The 16,091-nt window shown below is 73.9% G+C and carries 14 protein-coding genes and 1 tRNA gene; 11 read left to right on the top strand and 4 right to left on the bottom strand.

What is annotated here, in order from left to right:
- Nucleotides 1–17 precede the first annotated feature (17 nt).
- The 4 genes from M3673_RS10550 to M3673_RS10535 form a co-directional block, all read right to left on the bottom strand.
- A complete protein-coding gene (locus M3673_RS10550; RefSeq protein WP_193661115.1) occupies nucleotides 18–431 on the bottom strand; it encodes an ATP-binding protein in 414 nt (137 codons plus the stop codon).
- A complete protein-coding gene (locus M3673_RS10545; RefSeq protein WP_056864105.1) occupies nucleotides 418–768 on the bottom strand; it encodes an STAS domain-containing protein in 351 nt (116 codons plus the stop codon). The genes M3673_RS10550 and M3673_RS10545 overlap by 14 nt, the downstream gene beginning before the upstream one ends.
- A 163-nt stretch (nucleotides 769–931) precedes the next feature.
- Nucleotides 932–2,383 (bottom strand): hypothetical protein, encoded by a 1,452-nt coding sequence (locus M3673_RS10540; RefSeq protein ID WP_193661114.1) that lies wholly within the window; start codon nucleotides 2,381–2,383, stop codon nucleotides 932–934.
- Between the two features lie 208 nt (nucleotides 2,384–2,591).
- Nucleotides 2,592–2,664: transfer RNA gene (locus tag M3673_RS10535), tRNA-Arg, on the bottom strand.
- 125 nt (nucleotides 2,665–2,789) lie between these two features.
- Between M3673_RS10535 and argS the strand changes: the two genes are divergently transcribed.
- The 11 genes from argS to prmC all read left to right on the top strand — a co-directional run bounded on the left by argS (nucleotide 2,790) and on the right by prmC (nucleotide 16,091).
- Complete coding sequence (gene argS, locus M3673_RS10530) at nucleotides 2,790–4,445, top strand: arginine--tRNA ligase (protein ID WP_251533537.1); 1,656 nt, start codon at nucleotides 2,790–2,792, stop codon at nucleotides 4,443–4,445.
- Nucleotides 4,442–5,842, top strand: a complete 1,401-nt coding sequence (gene lysA, locus M3673_RS10525) for a diaminopimelate decarboxylase (RefSeq protein ID WP_374108195.1) — start codon at nucleotides 4,442–4,444, stop codon at nucleotides 5,840–5,842. Before argS ends, lysA begins: the two co-directional genes overlap by 4 nt.
- Nucleotides 5,839–7,155, top strand: a complete 1,317-nt coding sequence (locus M3673_RS10520; protein WP_056864109.1) for a homoserine dehydrogenase — start codon at nucleotides 5,839–5,841, stop codon at nucleotides 7,153–7,155. Before lysA ends, M3673_RS10520 begins: the two co-directional genes overlap by 4 nt.
- Complete coding sequence (thrC, locus tag M3673_RS10515) at nucleotides 7,152–8,246, top strand: threonine synthase (RefSeq protein WP_251533533.1); 1,095 nt, start codon at nucleotides 7,152–7,154, stop codon at nucleotides 8,244–8,246. The genes M3673_RS10520 and thrC overlap by 4 nt, the downstream gene beginning before the upstream one ends.
- A 7-nt stretch (nucleotides 8,247–8,253) precedes the next feature.
- Nucleotides 8,254–9,162: a homoserine kinase gene (gene thrB / locus M3673_RS10510; protein WP_251533531.1), complete on the top strand. Its 909-nt coding sequence runs from the start codon at nucleotides 8,254–8,256 to the stop codon at nucleotides 9,160–9,162.
- Between the two features lie 257 nt (nucleotides 9,163–9,419).
- Nucleotides 9,420–11,654, top strand: coding sequence for a transcription termination factor Rho (gene rho, locus M3673_RS10505; protein WP_251533528.1), 2,235 nt, complete (start codon nucleotides 9,420–9,422; stop codon nucleotides 11,652–11,654).
- Nucleotides 11,655–11,810: 156 nt separating this feature from the next.
- The gene (locus M3673_RS10500; protein ID WP_251533526.1) at nucleotides 11,811–12,182 is read left to right on the top strand and encodes a response regulator transcription factor; all 372 of its coding nucleotides are present in this window, start codon (nucleotides 11,811–11,813) and stop codon (nucleotides 12,180–12,182) included.
- A 20-nt stretch (nucleotides 12,183–12,202) separates the two neighbouring features.
- Nucleotides 12,203–13,729 carry a HAMP domain-containing sensor histidine kinase gene (locus tag M3673_RS10495; RefSeq protein ID WP_251533524.1) on the top strand — a complete coding sequence of 509 codons (1,527 nt, stop codon included), beginning with the start codon at nucleotides 12,203–12,205 and terminating at the stop codon, nucleotides 13,727–13,729.
- Between the two features lie 84 nt (nucleotides 13,730–13,813).
- Entirely contained in the window at nucleotides 13,814–14,029 is a 216-nt protein-coding gene (gene rpmE / locus M3673_RS10490; protein ID WP_056864114.1) for a 50S ribosomal protein L31, read from the top strand.
- Nucleotides 14,030–14,143: 114 nt separating this feature from the next.
- Complete coding sequence (prfA, locus tag M3673_RS10485; RefSeq protein WP_251533522.1) at nucleotides 14,144–15,217, top strand: peptide chain release factor 1; 1,074 nt, start codon at nucleotides 14,144–14,146, stop codon at nucleotides 15,215–15,217.
- Nucleotide 15,218: 1 nt separating this feature from the next.
- A complete protein-coding gene (gene prmC, locus M3673_RS10480) occupies nucleotides 15,219–16,091 on the top strand; it encodes a peptide chain release factor N(5)-glutamine methyltransferase (RefSeq protein WP_251533521.1) in 873 nt (290 codons plus the stop codon).

The raw sequence follows: 16,091 nt of genomic DNA, 5'->3' as shown, positions 1-16,091 counted from the left end.
CCGCAGCGGCGTCTCGCTCAGACCAGCTCGATCTCGGCACGCACCGTGGTGCCGCGCGAGGTGTCGTAGGACCACCGCCTGCTCAGGCCGGCGACCATCATCAGCCCGCGCCCGGAGTCGGAGTCGAGGTCGGGTGGTCGCACGACGGGCAGCGACGCGCCCCCGCCGTCGGCCACCGAGATGACCAGGTCGTCGCCGCGGGTCTCCCACGCGACCTCCAGGGCCGGCCGGGCCCCGCCACGTCCGTGCCGGACGCCGTTGGCGACCAGCTCGCTCACGATGACGCACGCGGTCTGCACGGTGACACGGTTGACCCCGGCGGCCTCGAGCTGGTCGCCGAGCCGGTGCCGGGCCTCGGTGACGGAGTCGACGGTGAAGGGCAGGGCGAGCTGCGCCCTGACCGGCGGCCGCACCGGCTCAGGCGACGGCACCCGGGGCGCCTGACGGGTCGGGCTCCTCGTCGTCGGGCGACTCCCGGTAGGGGAGCGCGACGACGGTGAGCATCCTCTGGGCCAGGGTGTCGCGCCGGGCGACGAGCTCGACGGACCCGCCGGCGCGTCGGGCCTGCGACATGGCCTTGGCCAGCACGCCGATCGCGACGCTGGGGAGGTAGTCGACGTCGCTGAGCTCGATCACGACCCGGCCGGTGTAGTCGGCGGAGTGTGCGGCGATCTGGTTGCGCAGCGTCATGACGGCGTACTCGTCGATGCTCCCGCTCACGGTGAGGACACCGGAGTCGAGGGTGCTGGTGAAGGGGCGCTCCTGCATGGTCCAACGATACCCGCACCGGAGCCGGCGCGAGGCTCCCCCGGGTGGGTGTGCGCGACGGTGCCGGACACGGCGACGCCGGGGCGGCGGTGCCGCCCCGGCGTCGGGGTGCTGCTGGTGTGCTGCTGGGTGTCGCGTGAGGTGCTGCGCGGGTCAGCGCGGGTCAGCGCGGGTAGATGCGTGAGCCGGCCCAGCCGACGTCGATCAGGTCGATGACGCCGGGGATCCGCACGGAGATGGCGCTGACCTCGGTGCCGTAGAAGTTGCTGCCGCCGGCGGGGATGCGGCCGAAGGTGATGACGCCGTTGTCGCCGAAGAGCACCTGGTCGCCCAGCGACAGGTCGTCGGGCTTGATCGACTCGCCGTCGAGCAGGATATCGCCGACCTTGACCTTCACGGTGCGGGCGACCTTGGTGCCGGCGCCCTTGCCCAGCAGGTCGATGCGCGAGCCGATGCCGGTGATGACCAGGCCGGCCGAGGGGATCTCGAGCCGGCCGAGCTTGCTGGCCACCATGGACCGAGCGCGCCCTCGGGCGAGCTGCTCGCCGGAGTACTCGTACTCCAGCCCGGTCAGGGTGACCAGGCCCCCGAGCAGCACCTGGGCCTGCTCGACGGTCTTGGTGCGGACGTCGCCACCGGTGCCCTCGCAGGGGATGGTCTGGGTGCCGATGCCGCCCATGTGGAGCAGGTCGTTGCCGGCGAAGAGGTCCAGGCCCATGACGGTGGAGCGGAAGACGCCCGAGCGCACGGGGCTGGAGATGCGGGTCTTGGCGCGGCCCAGCTGCAGCGTCGTCACCGAGTCGTTGGCCGCCTCGCTGGGGTCGACGTCGATCTTGAGCGCATAGGTCTCCGAGGTCGCGAAGGTCTTCCCGACCGTGCCGCCGGAGCGACCGAGCCCGATCGAGCCGAGGCCGGGGATCTCGACGGTGTTGCCCGCGACCGAGGACAGCAGCTCGACGAGCTGGTCGACGACCTGGGAGACGGGGGCGGTGGCGTCGTTGACGATGTCGAGCAGGTCGGCGAGCGGGGTGCCCTCGACCACCGTGTCGTCGTAGTCCAACGAGATGCCCTCGAAGCCGAAGGAGTGGTCGGTGCCGTAGGCGCCGGCGGCGCCGCGGGCGTCGACGGCGGAGCGGTCGTAGAAGGAGTCGGCGACCGAGCGCAGCCCCTCGATCTTGAGGGTCGGGATGGCGAGGTCGTCGACGACCTCGCCGCCGATGGCGATGTCGGCGATGGTGTTGATGCCGCGCACTCCCGTGCGACCCGCGGTCTCGTAGGTCTCGTAGCTGCTGGTGCTGGGGGAGAGGTGGACCAGGTCGTTGGGGACGGGGAGCGTGTCGGTGCTGAGCAGCGAGCCCACGACGTCGGAGAGTCCGGCGGTGCGGGTGCAGGGCTGGTTGGCGCGGGCGTCCTTGAGGCTCTTCAGCTCCACGCCGCCCAGCAGCACCTTGGTGCCGTAGACGTTGGCCTTCATGCCGAAGTCGGTCAGCCGGCGCTCGGCCCGGGCGGAGGGGCCGTCCTCGGCCGTGGCGGTCGTGGGGGTGGTCAGGGTGCCGGCGAGGCCGGCGGCGCAGACCGCGGAGACCGCGACCGCCCGTCGAAGGGTCGTCTTCACTGTTCCTGCTTTCGTCAGCGAGTGGGGGCCGGCCGGGAGGGGCGTGTGAGGCCGTGCGGCCGCGTGCGCCTCCCGGGCCGAGGGACCCCGAGACCCCTCGTTGCTGAGTGAACGCCGGGCTGACGTGGAAGTTAGGTCACACGTCCGGGCGGTCCAGACCACGAGGGTCCCGCGCCCGGGGAGAACCGGGCGAGACGAGAGAAAGGTGTGCCCCCGGCAGGATTCGAACCTGCGGCACCTGGTACCGGAAACCAGTGCTCTATCCCCTGAGCTACGGAGGCGCTCACGCCGACCAGCGGCGCGGTTCCGAACCCTACAACCAGGCCGGCCCGGCGTCGAAGCGGGGCCGCCCCGGGCCCGCGAGACCGTGGTCGGGCGGAGCGCCCGACCTCGTTACCCTTGACCGGTGACTCCCGAGCAGCTCTCCGCCACCATCGTCGACGTCCTGTCGGCCCTCGTCGACGAGGGCTCGCTGACCCTCCCCGAGGGCGTCCCGGCCAGCGTCACGGTGGAGCGACCCCGGCAGAAGGGGCACGGTGACTACGCCACCAACGTCGCGCTCCAGCTGGCCAAGAGGGCCGGCACCCACCCGCGGGCCCTGGCCGAGCTGGTCGCCGCGCGCCTCGGTGCGGTCGACGGCGTCGGCGAGGTCGAGATCGCCGGGCCGGGCTTCCTCAACATCACGGTCGAGGCCGGTGCCCAGGGCCGCGTCGCCCTCGACGTGCTCGCGGCCGGCGACCGCTACGGCGCGAGCCAGGCCTTCGCCGGCGAGAGGATCAACCTCGAGTTCGTCTCCGCGAACCCCACCGGCCCCATCCACATCGGCGGGGTGCGCTGGGCTGCTGTCGGTGACGCCCTGGGTCGGATCTTCACGATGACCGGCGCCGAGGTCACCCGGGAGTACTACTTCAACGACCACGGAGCGCAGATCGACCGGTTCAGCCGCTCGTTGCTGGCCAGCGCGCAGGGACGGCCCGCGCCCGAGGACGGCTACGGCGGCCAGTACATCCACGACATCGCGGCGGCCGTGGTGGAGCAGCGGCCCGAGGTGCGCGACCTCGACGACGAGAAGGCGCAGGAGGTGTTCCGCGCCGTCGGTGTCGACATGATGTTCGCCGAGATCAAGGCCAGCCTCCACGACTTCGGCGTCGACTTCGACGTCTACTTCCACGAGGACGACCTGCACCGCAGCGGGGCAGTGGAGCGGGCCATCGCGCGGCTCACCGAGATGGGCAACACCTACGAGGCCGACGGCGCCGTCTGGCTGCGCACCGAGCAGTTCGGCGACGACAAGGACCGGGTGATCATCAAGTCCGACGGTCAGGGCGCCTACATCTCCGGCGACCTCGCCTACTACCTCGACAAGCGGGAGCGCGGCTTCGACCGCTGCCTGATCATGCTGGGCGCCGACCACCACGGCTACGTCGGTCGGATGATGGCGATGTGCGCCGCCTTCGGCGACCGGCCGGGGGAGAACCTGGAGATCCTCATCGGCCAGATGGTCAACCTCCTCAAGGAGGGCGAGCCCGTGCGCATGTCGAAGCGGGCCGGCACGGTCATCACGCTGGAGGACCTGGTCGGCGCCATCGGCAAGGACGCCGCGCGCTACGCCCTGGCCCGCTACAGCTCCGACTCCAACATCGACCTGGACCTCGACCTGTGGGCCAAGTCGGGCAACGACAACCCGGTCTACTACGTGCAGTACGTCCACGCGCGCGTCTCGGGGATCCTGCGCAACGCCGCGGCCCTCGGCCTCGAGCCCGGTGACGCGATGCACCTGCTCACCCACGAGCGGGAGGGCGAGCTGCTGCGTGCGCTCGCCGAGCTCCCGCGCGTGGTGGCCAGCGCGGCCGAGCTGCGCGAGCCCCACCGGGTCGCCCGCTACCTGGAGGACACGGCGGGGGTCTACCACCGCTTCTACGACAGCTGCCGGGTGCTGCCGCTCGGCGACGAGGAGCCGAACGACCTGCACCGCGCCCGGCTGGCCCTGGTGGCGGCCACCCGGGTGGTCTTCGCCAACGGCCTCGGCCTGCTCGGCGTGAGCGCCCCGGAGCGGATGTGAGGGCGCACGAGGCCGGCTGGGCCCACGCCGAGGGGCCCCGCGGTCCCTCGTGGCTGCGTGAGCCCAGCGACCCCAACGACCTGGTCACCCACCTCTGGTCGAGCACCGCGCGCAAGAGCGACGGCGTGCTCGAGGTCGGCGGCGTCGCGCTGAGCGACCTCGTGGCCGAGCACGGGTCCCCGGCGTACGTGCTGGACGAGGCCGACTTCCGGGCCCGGGCCCGGGCCTTCCGCGACGCCTTCGCCGACTACGACGTCTTCTACGCCGGCAAGGCCTTCCTCAGCATCGCCGCCGCGCGCTGGATCGCCGAGGAGGGCCTCGGCCTCGACGTGTGCTCGGGCGGCGAGCTGAGCGTCGCCGAGCGCGCCGGCTTCCCGATGGCGCGCGTCGAGCTGCACGGCAACAACAAGACCGTCGGCGAGCTGGAGCGCGCCGTGCGCCTGGGCGTGGGCCGGGTCGTCGTGGACTCCTTCGACGAGATCGAGCGGCTGGCTGCGGTCGTGGTCCGCGAGGGACGACCGGCGCGCGTGATGGTCCGGGTGACGGCGGGCGTGGAGGCCCACACCCACGAGTACATCGCCACGGCCCACGAGGACCAGAAGTTCGGCTTCTCCATCACCTCCGGGGACGCGCTGGAGGCGGTGCGCCGGGTGCTCGACGCCCCCGGGCTCGAGCTCCTCGGCCTGCACTCCCACATCGGCTCGCAGATCTTCGACTCCGCCGGCTTCGAGGTCGCGGCCAAGCGGGTGCTGGCCCTGCACGCCCGGGTCGCGACCGAGCTCAGCGCGACGATGCCGCAGATGGACCTCGGCGGGGGCTTCGGCATCGCCTACACGACGCAGGACGACCCGGCCGAGCCCGCACGCCTGGCCGCTGAGATGTCGGCGATCGTGGCCCACGAGTGCCGCGCGCTGGGGATCGCCGAGCCCCACCTGTCGATCGAGCCCGGCCGGGCCATCGCGGGCCCCGCGATGTGCACCGTCTACGAGGTCGGCACGGTCAAGGCGGTGCGGCTCGACGGGGGAGCGGTGCGCACCTACGTCTCGGTCGACGGGGGCATGAGCGACAACATCCGCACGGCGCTCTACGACGCCGACTACTCCTGCACGCTCGCCTCGCGCGTCTCCGACGCCCCGCCCGTGCTCGCCCGTGTCGTCGGCAAGCACTGCGAGGCCGGCGACATCGTGGTCAAGGACGAGTTCCTGCCCGGCGACGTCGCCCCCGGCGACCTGCTGGCGGTGCCCGGCACCGGCGCCTACTGCCGGTCGATGGCCTCCAACTACAACCACGCGCTCCGCCCGCCCGTGATCGCGGTGCGGGACGGGGTCGCGCGCGTCGTCGTACGACGCGAGACTGAGGACGATCTGTTGGCAACCGACGTGGGTGGTCTCGAGTGAAGGAGAGCGACAAGTCGCTCGGTGTGGCGGTGCTGGGCTGCGGCTCGGTCGGGTCGCAGGTGGTGCGGCTGCTCCAGGAGCAGGCGGGCGACCTCGCGGCGCGCGTGGGCGCCCCGGTGGAGCTGGTGGGGGTCGCCGTACGGCGCCTCGACGCGGCGCGCGAGGTCGAGGTGCCCGAGGGGCTCCTGACCACCGACGCCGCGGCGCTGGTGGCCCGTGACGACGTCGACCTCGTGGTCGAGGTCATCGGCGGCATCGAGCCGGCCCGGGGCCTGATCCTCAGCGCCCTGGAGCACGGCGCGAGCGTGGTCACCGCCAACAAGGCCCTGCTGGCCGAGGACGGACCGACCCTCTTCGAGGCCGCCGAGAAGGCCGGGCGCGACATCTACTACGAGGCCGCGGTGGCCGGGGCGATCCCGATCCTGCGCCCGCTGCGGGAGTCACTGGCCGGTGACACGGTCACCCGGGTGCTCGGCATCGTCAACGGCACGACCAACTTCATCCTCGACAAGATGGACACCTCGGGCGCCGGCTTCGGCGACGCGCTCCAGGAGGCCCAGGACCTCGGCTACGCCGAGGCCGACCCCACCGCCGACGTCGAGGGCTTCGACGCCGCGGCCAAGGCCGCGATCCTGGCCTCCCTGGCCTTCCACTCCCGTGTCACCGCCTCCGACGTGCACCGCGAGGGCATCTCCGAGGTGACCGCGGCCGACGTCGCCTCGGCGCGCGACATGGACAGCGTGGTCAAGCTGCTGGCGATCTGCGAGCTGCGCCCGGGTGCCGACGGCGGCGAGGACGCCGTGGCGGTGCGCGTGCACCCGGCCATGATCCCGCGCTCCCACCCGCTGGCCTCGGTGCGCGAGGCCTACAACGCGGTCTTCGTGGAGTCCGAGGCCGCGGGCCAGCTGATGTTCTACGGCCCCGGCGCCGGCGGGTCGCCGACGGCGTCGGCGGTGCTCGGCGACCTCGTGACCGTCGCCCGCAACCGCCTCGCCGGCACCCGCGGCGCCGGGGAGTCGGCCTACGCCGCGCGCGCCGTGCTGTCGATGGGCGAGAGCCGCACCCGCTACCACGTGGCGATCGACGTCGACGACCGCGCCGGCGTGCTCGCCACGGTCGCGCTGGCCTTCGCCGAGCACGACGTGTCGATCCAGACCGTGCGCCAGGAGGGTCGCGGCGACGACGCCCAGCTGGTCGTGGTGTCCCACGAGGCCACCGACGCCCAGCTCAGCGCCACCGTGGCGCACCTGAGGACCATGGACATCGTGCGTGACGTGACCTCCGTCATGCGTGTCGAAGGAGTTGCGGAATGACGACCACGGCCCCCAGGACCCCGGTCCGCACCCACCAGTGGCGCGGGGTGATCGAGGAGTACCGCGACCTGCTCGACCTCCCCGAGGGCACCCCGGCGGTGACCCTGCGCGAGGGCGGCACGCCCCTGGTCCACTCCGGCTGGCTCTCCGGCCTCACCGGTGCCGAGGTCCACCTCAAGGTCGAGGGCGACAACCCCACGGGGTCCTTCAAGGACCGTGGCATGACCGCCGCGATCTCGGTGGCCAAGCACCAGGGCGCCGAGGCCGTGGTCTGCGCCTCGACCGGCAACACCTCGGCCTCGATGGCCGCCTACGCCGCCAAGGCCGGCCTGAAGCCGCTCGTGCTCGTGCCCGAGGGCAAGATCGCCGCCGGCAAGATGGCCCAGGCGATCCTCCACGGCGCGCAGGTCATCATGGTGCGCGGCAACTTCGACGACTGCCTGGCCATCGCCCAGGGGCTGGCGAAGGACTACCCCGTCGCCCTGGTCAACTCCGTCAACCCGGTGCGCCTCGAGGGCCAGAAGACCGCGGCCTTCGAGATCGTCGACTTCCTCGGCGACGCCCCCGACTTCCACCTGCTGCCGGTCGGCAACGCCGGCAACATCTCCGCCTACTGGCTCGGCTACCGCCAGTACGCCGAGCAGGGCGTGGCCACCCGCCGCCCGGTCATGCGTGGCTTCCAGGCCGAGGGCGCGAGTCCCCTGGTGACCGGGTCGCCGTTCCCGGCCCCCGAGACGAAGGCCACCGCGATCCGCATCGGCAACCCCGCGTCCTGGCACCTCGCGGTCGCCGCTGCCGAGGAGTCGGGCGGTCGCTTCGCCGCGGTGAGCGACGAGCAGATCCTGGCCGCCCAGCGGCTGCTGGCCACCCACGACGGCGTCTTCGTCGAGCCGGCCTCGGCGGCCGGCGTGGCCGGTCTGCTGCAGGAGCTCGAGGCGGGGGTGTCCTACGCGGGCGCGACGGTGGTCGTCACCGTGACCGGCCACGGGCTCAAGGACACCGCGACGGCCCTCGAGGGTGTGGGTCCGCTGGTCGACACCGTGGTCGACGCCGACGTCTCCTCGGCGGCGCAGGCCGCCGGCCTGGCCTGAGGGCGGCGTGACCCGCTTCGTCGACGGGCCCGTGCACGTCTCGGTGCCGGCCACCTCGGCCAACCTCGGCCCCGGCTTCGACTCCCTCGGCCTCGCGCTCGACCTGCGCGACGAGCTCAGCGCGGAGGTCGTGGCCTCGGGCCTGGAGGTGGTCGTCGAGGGCATGGGCGCCGCCGACGTGCCGCGCGACGAGACCCACCTGGTGGTGCGCTCGATGCGGGCCGCGCTGGGCCTCATGGGCGCCGAGCCGCCGGGGCTGCGCCTGACCTGCCGCAACGTCGTGCCGCACGCCCGCGGTCTCGGCTCCTCCTCGGCCGCCATCGTGGCGGGCGTCAGCCTGGCCCGCGCGCTCGTGGCCGGCGGCTCCCTGCTGCTCGACGACGACGCGCTCTTCCGTCTCGCCGCCGAGATCGAGGGCCACCCCGACAACGTCGCCCCGGCCTTCTACGGCGGCTTCGTGATCTCCGGTCACGACGACGAGGGGTTCTACGCCGTCACCTCGCCGGTCGACCCGCGGGTCGGCGCGGTGGTGCTCGTGCCGCCGACCCCGCTGTCGACCGAGGTCGCCCGGGGCCTGCTGCCCGCCGCGGTGCCCCACGCCGACGCCGCCGCCGACGCGGGGCGCACGGCGCTCCTGGTCGCCGCGCTGGCCAGCCAGCCCGAGCAGCTGCTGCGGGCCACGCGCGACTACCTGCACCAGGACTACCGCCGGCCCGCGATGCCCGACTCGGTGGCGCTCGTCGACGCCCTGCGCGCCGACGGCGTGCCCGCGGTGGTCTCCGGCGCCGGGCCGACCGTGCTCGCCTTCGCGGAGGCGGGCCGCCCGGCCGCGGTGCGCGCCGTGCTCGACCGCGCGCCGCGTGGCTGGGAGGCGTCCTACGTCGCGGTGGACCGTGACGGGGTCCGCGTCTCCTGATCCCCGGCCCCGCGGGGTCGACGCGGTGCTACATTGACCGCACGCCGCAGCTCTCTCGGCCGGCACCGGGGGCATCGCCCCCAGCCTGCTCGGCCTCTCGGGCGCGGAACCTCCCCCGATCCCCGTCCTCACCGGCGGATCGTCCGCACGACCGGATCCCGGCCGTCGGACGCCCCACGGGGGAGCCAGACCCTCGGTCGCCGGCCTCTCCGCGCCCGGCCGAGGACCCCGCATCGATACGTGGCAAGGACCCTCACGTGACGGACACCCCGGACCCCACCTCGCCCGCGCCCGCAGGTGGCGACGCCCCCCGCAAGCGCGGAGGTGGGCTCAACTCCATGCTGCTCGCCGACCTCAAGGCGCTGGCGGCCGGCATGGGCGTCGCCGGCGCGGGCGGGATGCGCAAAGCTCAGCTCGTCGACGCGATCCGCTCGGCCCAGTCGGCCGGTGCGGCCGGCCCGGCGGCGGACGCTCCCGCCCAGACCCCGCCGCGCACCACGCGCTCGCGGCGTACGGCGAGCGCCGGCGAGACGGCCGCCCCGTCGGACGGCGCACCGACCGCCAGCGTGCCGACCGACGGTGCGGCCGCCGACGCGGCGCCCGCTGCCGCCGCCGACGCCGGCCCGGGCGGCACGACCCAGGTGCGCCAGGAGAGCCGCTCGGCCAGGGTGCGCGAGCGGCGTGCCGAGCGCGCCGCCACCGGGTCTGTCGACCAGCCGGCCCCGGACGCTCCGGCCGCGCGACAGCAGGACCGCCAGCAGGACGGGCAGCAGGACCGGCAGCAGGACCGGCAGGAGGACCGGCAGGAGGACCGGCAGCAGGACCCTCAGCAGCGCGGTCAGGACAAGCAGGCGGGCCGCCACCAGCAGGACCAGGACCAGCAGGGCAAGCAGTCCGGCAAGGGACAGCAGGACCAGCAGGGCAAGGACCACCGGGGCCAGGGCGGCAATGACCAGGGCGGCAAGGACCGGCAGCAGGACCGCCAGCAGGGCAAGGACCAGCGCGGCCAGGGCGGCAACGACCAGGGCGGCAAGGACCGGCAGCAGGACCGCCAGCAGGACCGCCAGCAAGGCAAGGACCAGCGCGGCCAGGGCGGCAACGACCAGGGCGGCCAGGCTGGCAAGGACCAGGGCGGCAAGGACCAAGCCGGCCAGAACCGCGACGGCCAGAACCGCGACGGGCAGAACCGCGACGGCCAGAACCGCGACGGCCAGGGCGCCGACCAGCAGGACGACGAGGGCGGCACGGGACGCAACCGCCGCCGCCGGGGACGTGACCGCGAGCGGGGTCCGCGCGCGGCGGGCGGCGGGCGCAACGAGCCCGACACCCAGGTGCTCGACGACGACGTGCTCGTGCCGGCGGCCGGCATCCTCGACGTGCTCGACAACTACGCCTTCGTCCGCACGAGCGGTTACCTGCCGGGCACCGACGACGTCTACGTGTCGCTGTCGATGGTCCGCAAGTTCGGGCTGCGACGCGGTGACGCGCTCGTCGGGCAGGTGCGCCAGCCCCGCGAGGGCGAGCGCAAGGAGAAGTTCAACCCGATGGTGCGCATCGACTCCGTCAACGGCGCCGAGCCCGACACCGCCCGCCACCGCGTGGAGTTCGCGGCGCTGACGCCGGTGCACCCCGAGGAGCGGCTGCGCCTCGAGACCGGCCGTGCCGACGTCGTGGGCCGTGCCCTCGACCTCACCGCCCCGCTGGGCAAGGGGCAGCGGGCGCTGCTCGCGGCCCCGGGCCGCGCCGGCCGCACGACGGTGCTGCAGTCGGTGGCGCGCTCGGTGAGCACCAACAACCCCGAGTGCCACCTGATGGTCGTGCTCGTCGACGAGCGTCCCGAGGAGGTCACCGACTTCGAGCGGTCGGTGAAGGGCGAGGTCATCGCCTCGACCTTCGACCGCCCGCCGAGCGACCACACGATGGTCGCCGAGCTCGCGATCGAGCGGGCCAAGCGGCTCGTCGAGCTCGGCCACGACGTCGTGGTCCTGCTCGACGGACTGACCAGGCTGGGGCGCGCCTACAACCTCTCGCTGCCCTCGAGCGGGCGGGTGCTGCCCGGTGGCGTCGACGCCGCCGCGCTGCACCCCACGACGCGGTTCTTCGGCGCCGCCCGCAACGTCGAGGACGGCGGCTCCCTCACGATCCTCGCCACGGCGGTCGTGGAGAGCGGCTCCCCGATCGACGAGCTGATCTTCGAGGAGCTGGCCGGCACGGCCAACGCCGAGATCCGGTTGCGCACCGACCTGGCCGACAAGCGGCTGCTCCCGGCGGTCGACGCGGCGCGGTCGGGCACGCGGCGCGAGGAGCTGCTCATGGGCGCCGAGGAGGTCGACATCGTGTGGGCCCTGCGTCACGAGCTGGCCGCCCTCGAGCCGCAGGCCGCCCAGGAGCTGCTGCTGGAGCGCCTGCGCGGCACCTCCACCAACATCGAGCTGCTCATGCAGGTCCAGCGCACCGCCGCTGCGGCTCCCACCGGTCGCGGCCGGGCCTGAGCGCCCGCGGCCGCTGGCCCGGGCCCTCACCGGTCCGGACCAGCGGCCCCCGTGTGGCCGGGGGAGGGACGTTCCGGCGCGCGCCGGGCCGGGGACGGCTACGCTGGCGGCTCCCCTCGACCCGTCCTGCCGTGCAACTCCCGAAAGGTTGACCACGTGGCCCGCATCCTGGTGGCCGACGACGACGTCGACATCCGAGAGCTCGTCAAGTTCAAGCTGAGCATGCTCGGTCACGAGATCACCGCCGTCGGTGACGGCGCGGCCGCGGTGGCCGCCTGCCAGGCCTCGCGCCCCGACCTCGCCGTGCTCGACGTCATGATGCCGGGGGTCTCGGGCCTCGACGCGATCAAGTCCATCCGGGCCGACCCGTCGCTGGCCGACCTGCCCGTCATCCTGCTGACCGCCCGGGCGCAGGAGTCCGACGTCGAGTCGGGCTTCGACTCCGGTGCCGACGACTACATCACCAAGCCCTTCAGCCCGCGCGAGCTGGCGTCGCGTGTGGAGGCCCTGCTCACCCGCACCCGATGAGGCGGAGCGGGGCGCACGCCGTGAGCGTCGAGGACCTCGTCGGCCTGGCGGTGCGCCGGCTGCTGGTCGTCGTGGCGGCCCTGGCCGTGGTCGCGGTGGGCGGGATGCTGCTGGCCGCCCAGGCGGTGTCGCGCGTGACCTCGGAGGTGACTCCCGCGGCGGAGGCCCACCAGGAGGTGCTCCAGGACCTCACCGACCTGGAGTCCGCGGTCGGTGCGTGGGCGCGCAGCGGCGACGCGGCGGCGCTGGAGGACTACCGCGAGGCCGCCGCACGCCTGCCCGGCCACGAGCGGGACGTCGCCGACTTCGCGGCCTCCGAGCCCGACCTCCAGCCGCTCCTGGCCTCGGAGCTCGAGGCCGGGCAGCGCTGGCTGGACCAGTACGCCGACCCGCGCGCCGCCGCCCCCGGCGGACCCGAGACCTTCGACCCCGCGCGCTTCGCCCTGGGCCAGGACCTCTTCTCCCGTTACCGCGCGGAGCACGCCGTCACCGCGCGGGCCTTCGACGACCTCACCGCGCAGGCCCGCACCCGGGCCTGGTGGCTGGTGGGCGCGACCATCGCGGCGACCCTGCTCCTCACCGCCCTGGCCGGACTGGTGGTGACGCGCGCGCGCCGCGACCTGCGCCGCGACCTCTCCCGGCCGCTGCAGGACCTCGAGACGGTCGTGCAGGACATGGCCGCGGGTCGCCTGGAGGTGCGGGCCGGCGACGCTGGCACCCGCGAGGTCCGCGCCGTCGCGGCGGCGCTCAACGAGCTCGCCGACGCCCAGGCCCGGGCGCGGGCCGTGGAGGCCCACATCCACGACGAGCTGCGCGAGCTCGACACAGCGCGCGAGGACTTCGTCTCCAACGTCTCCCACGAGCTGCGCACGCCGCTGACGACGATCAGCGGCTACCTGGAGATGGTGGCCGAGGAGTTCGAGGACGCGATGGGCCCCCGTCACCAGCGCATGCTGGAGGCGACCACGCGCAACGTCGCCCGCCTGCGGCTGCTGATCGACGACCTGCTCACGCTGTCGCGGGCCGAGGCACGCAGCACGAGCCTCGAGCAGGGCGACGTGCGCCTGCTGCTGCGCGACGTGCTCACCGACGTGGCCATCACGGCGGCAGGTCGCGACCTGCGGGTGGAGGTCGAGGAGCCCGAGGACCCGCTGTGGGTGCTCATGGACCGCGCGATGCTGGCGCGGGCCTTCCTCAACGTCATCGGCAACGCCGTGAAGTTCAGCCGGCCGGGCTCGGTGGTGACGGTGGCGGCCGGCGCGCACGAGGCCATGGTGCGGGTGACGGTGAGCGACAGCGGCATCGGCATCCCCGCCGACGAGGTCGACCAGCTGGGAGGCCGCTTCTTCCGCGCCTCCAACGCCGTCGACAACGAGATCGCCGGCACGGGCCTCGGACTGCGCATCGTGCAGACCATCGTCGACAAGCACGGCGGCGACGTGCGGATCACCTCGGAGGAGGGGCGCGGCACCACGGTGGTGGTGCGCCTGCCCGAGCGCTCGGCGCGACAGGGAATTGGGACGCCGGGCCCGACGTTGGCACAATGACCACCTGGCACCGGTTCACGTCCGCGCATCCCGCGCCGACGACCCGGCGCCCTCCCGGAGACGGGAACAGGAGATGAGGACAGCATGAAGAGCGACATCCACCCGACCTACGTGGACACCCAGGTCACCTGCACCTGCGGCGCCCAGTTCACGACCCGCAGCACCAAGGAGTCCGGCGAGATCCGCGCCGACGTGTGCTCGCAGTGCCACCCCTTCTACACCGGCAAGCAGAAGATCCTCGACACCGGCGGCCGCGTCGCCCGCTTCGAGGCCCGCTACGCCAAGGCTGCCAAGAAGTAGTCCTCCTCGAGCGCCGGCCCCCGTCCACCGTGACGGGGGCCGGCGCTCGTGTCGTACCACCAGGTTCTCCGACCCACGCCGCACCAGCACCGCTCACAGCACCCGGGAGGCTCCGTGTTCGAGGCAGTCGAGGGCATGCTCGGCGAGCACGCCGAGCTCGAGCGCCGGCTCGCCGCGCCCGAGACCCACGCCGACGCCCGGCTGGCCAAGCGCCTCAACCAGCGCTACGCCGCCCTGTCCTCGGTCATCGCCGCCTGGCGTGAGTGGACCGGTCTGGGCGAGGACGCCGAGGCGGCCCGCGAGCTCGGCGCCGAGGACCCCGCCTTCGCGGCGGAGGCCGACGAGCTCCTGGCCCGGCGGGTCGTGGCCGAGGAGCGGCTGCGCCGCCTGCTGGTGCCCCGCGACGCCGCCGACGACAAGGACGCCCTGCTCGAGGTGAAGTCCGGCGAGGGCGGCGAGGAGTCGGCGCTGTTCGCCGGCGACCTGCTGCGGATGTACACCCGCTACGCCGAGACCCGTGGCTGGGCGCTGGAGGTCCTCGACGCCACCGAGTCCGACCTGGGCGGCTACAAGTCGGTCACCGTCGCGGTGAAGGCCAAGGGCACCCCGGAGCCGGGGGAGGCTCCCTACGCCCTGCTGAAGTTCGAGGGCGGCGTGCACCGCGTCCAGCGGGTGCCGGTCACCGAGTCGCAGGGGCGGGTCCACACCAGCGCCGCCGGGGTGCTCGTGCTCCCCGAGGCCGAGCAGGTCGACGTGCAGCTCGACGACAACGACCTGCGCATCGACGTCTTCCGCAGCAGCGGCCCGGGCGGACAGAGCGTCAACACCACCGACTCCGCGGTGCGCATCACCCACGTGCCGAGCGGCATCGTGGCCAGTTGCCAGAACGAGAAGTCGCAGCTGCAGAACAAGGAGCAGGCACTGCGCATCCTGCGGGCCCGGCTGCTGGCCGTGGCCCAGGAGGCCGCCGACGCCGAGGCCAGCGACGCCCGTCGCAGCCAGGTCCGCACCGTCGACCGCTCCGAGCGGATCCGCACCTACAACTACCCCGAGAACCGCATCTCCGACCACCGCACCGGCTACAAGTCCTACAACCTCGACCAGGTGCTCGACGGCGCCCTCGAGCCCGTCATCGCCTCCAGCGTCGAGGCCGACCTGGCCGCGCGGCTCGCCGCGCTCGAGGACTGAGGTGTCCAGCCCCGGGCCCGACCGGCCGCGCCGCGAGGTGCTCGCCGCGGCCAGCACGCGCCTGCGCGAGGCGGGGGTGGCCTCGCCCGAGCACGACGCCGACGCCCTGCTGGCGCACGTGCTGGGCACCACGCGCGGCCGGCTGGTGCTCGTCGACCGGGTCGGTGGCCCGGCGCTCGCGGCGTACGACGCCCTGGTGGCGCGCCGCGCCTCGCGCGAGCCGCTGCAGCACCTCACCGGCGCGGCGGCGTTCCGCCACGTCGAGCTGGCCGTCGGCCCCGGGGTCTTCGTGCCCCGCCCGGAGACCGAGCTGCTGGCCGGGTGGGCGGTCGACGCCGCCCGCGCGGTGCTGGCGCAGGGCCGTGAGCCCGTGGTGGTCGACCTCTGCACGGGCTCCGGCGCCATCGCCCGCGCGCTGGCCGACGAGGTGCCCGACGCGCGGGTGCACGCCGTCGAGCTCGACGAGGGCGCCCACGCCTGGGCCGAGCGCAACCTGTCGGGCACCGGGGTGGAGCTGCGCCGCGGCGACATGGCCACGGCCTTCGAGGACCTGCGGGGCACCGTCGACGTGATCAGCTGCAACCCGCCCTACGTGCCGCTGGAGGCGTGGGAGTCCGTGGCCCCCGAGGCCCGCGACCACGACCCCCACCTGGCGCTGTTCTCCGGCGACGACGGGCTCGACGCGATGCGCGTGCTCGCGGTGCGGGCGGCCCAGCTGCTGCGCCCCGGTGGCGTCGTGGGCGCCGAGCACGCCGACACGCAGGGGCAGTCCGCGCCGGCCGTCTTCGTGGCCGCCGGGCGGTGGGCCGACGTGCGCGACCACACCGACCTGGCAGGGCGTGCGCGCTTCACGACCGCGAGACTGGCACGATGA

The organism is Nocardioides sp. P86, from assembly GCF_023712465.1.
Lineage (GTDB): Bacteria > Actinomycetota > Actinomycetes > Propionibacteriales > Nocardioidaceae > Nocardioides > Nocardioides kribbensis.
Note: the sequence above shows the minus strand (reverse complement) of the source record. Positions and strands in the feature narration are given on the sequence as shown.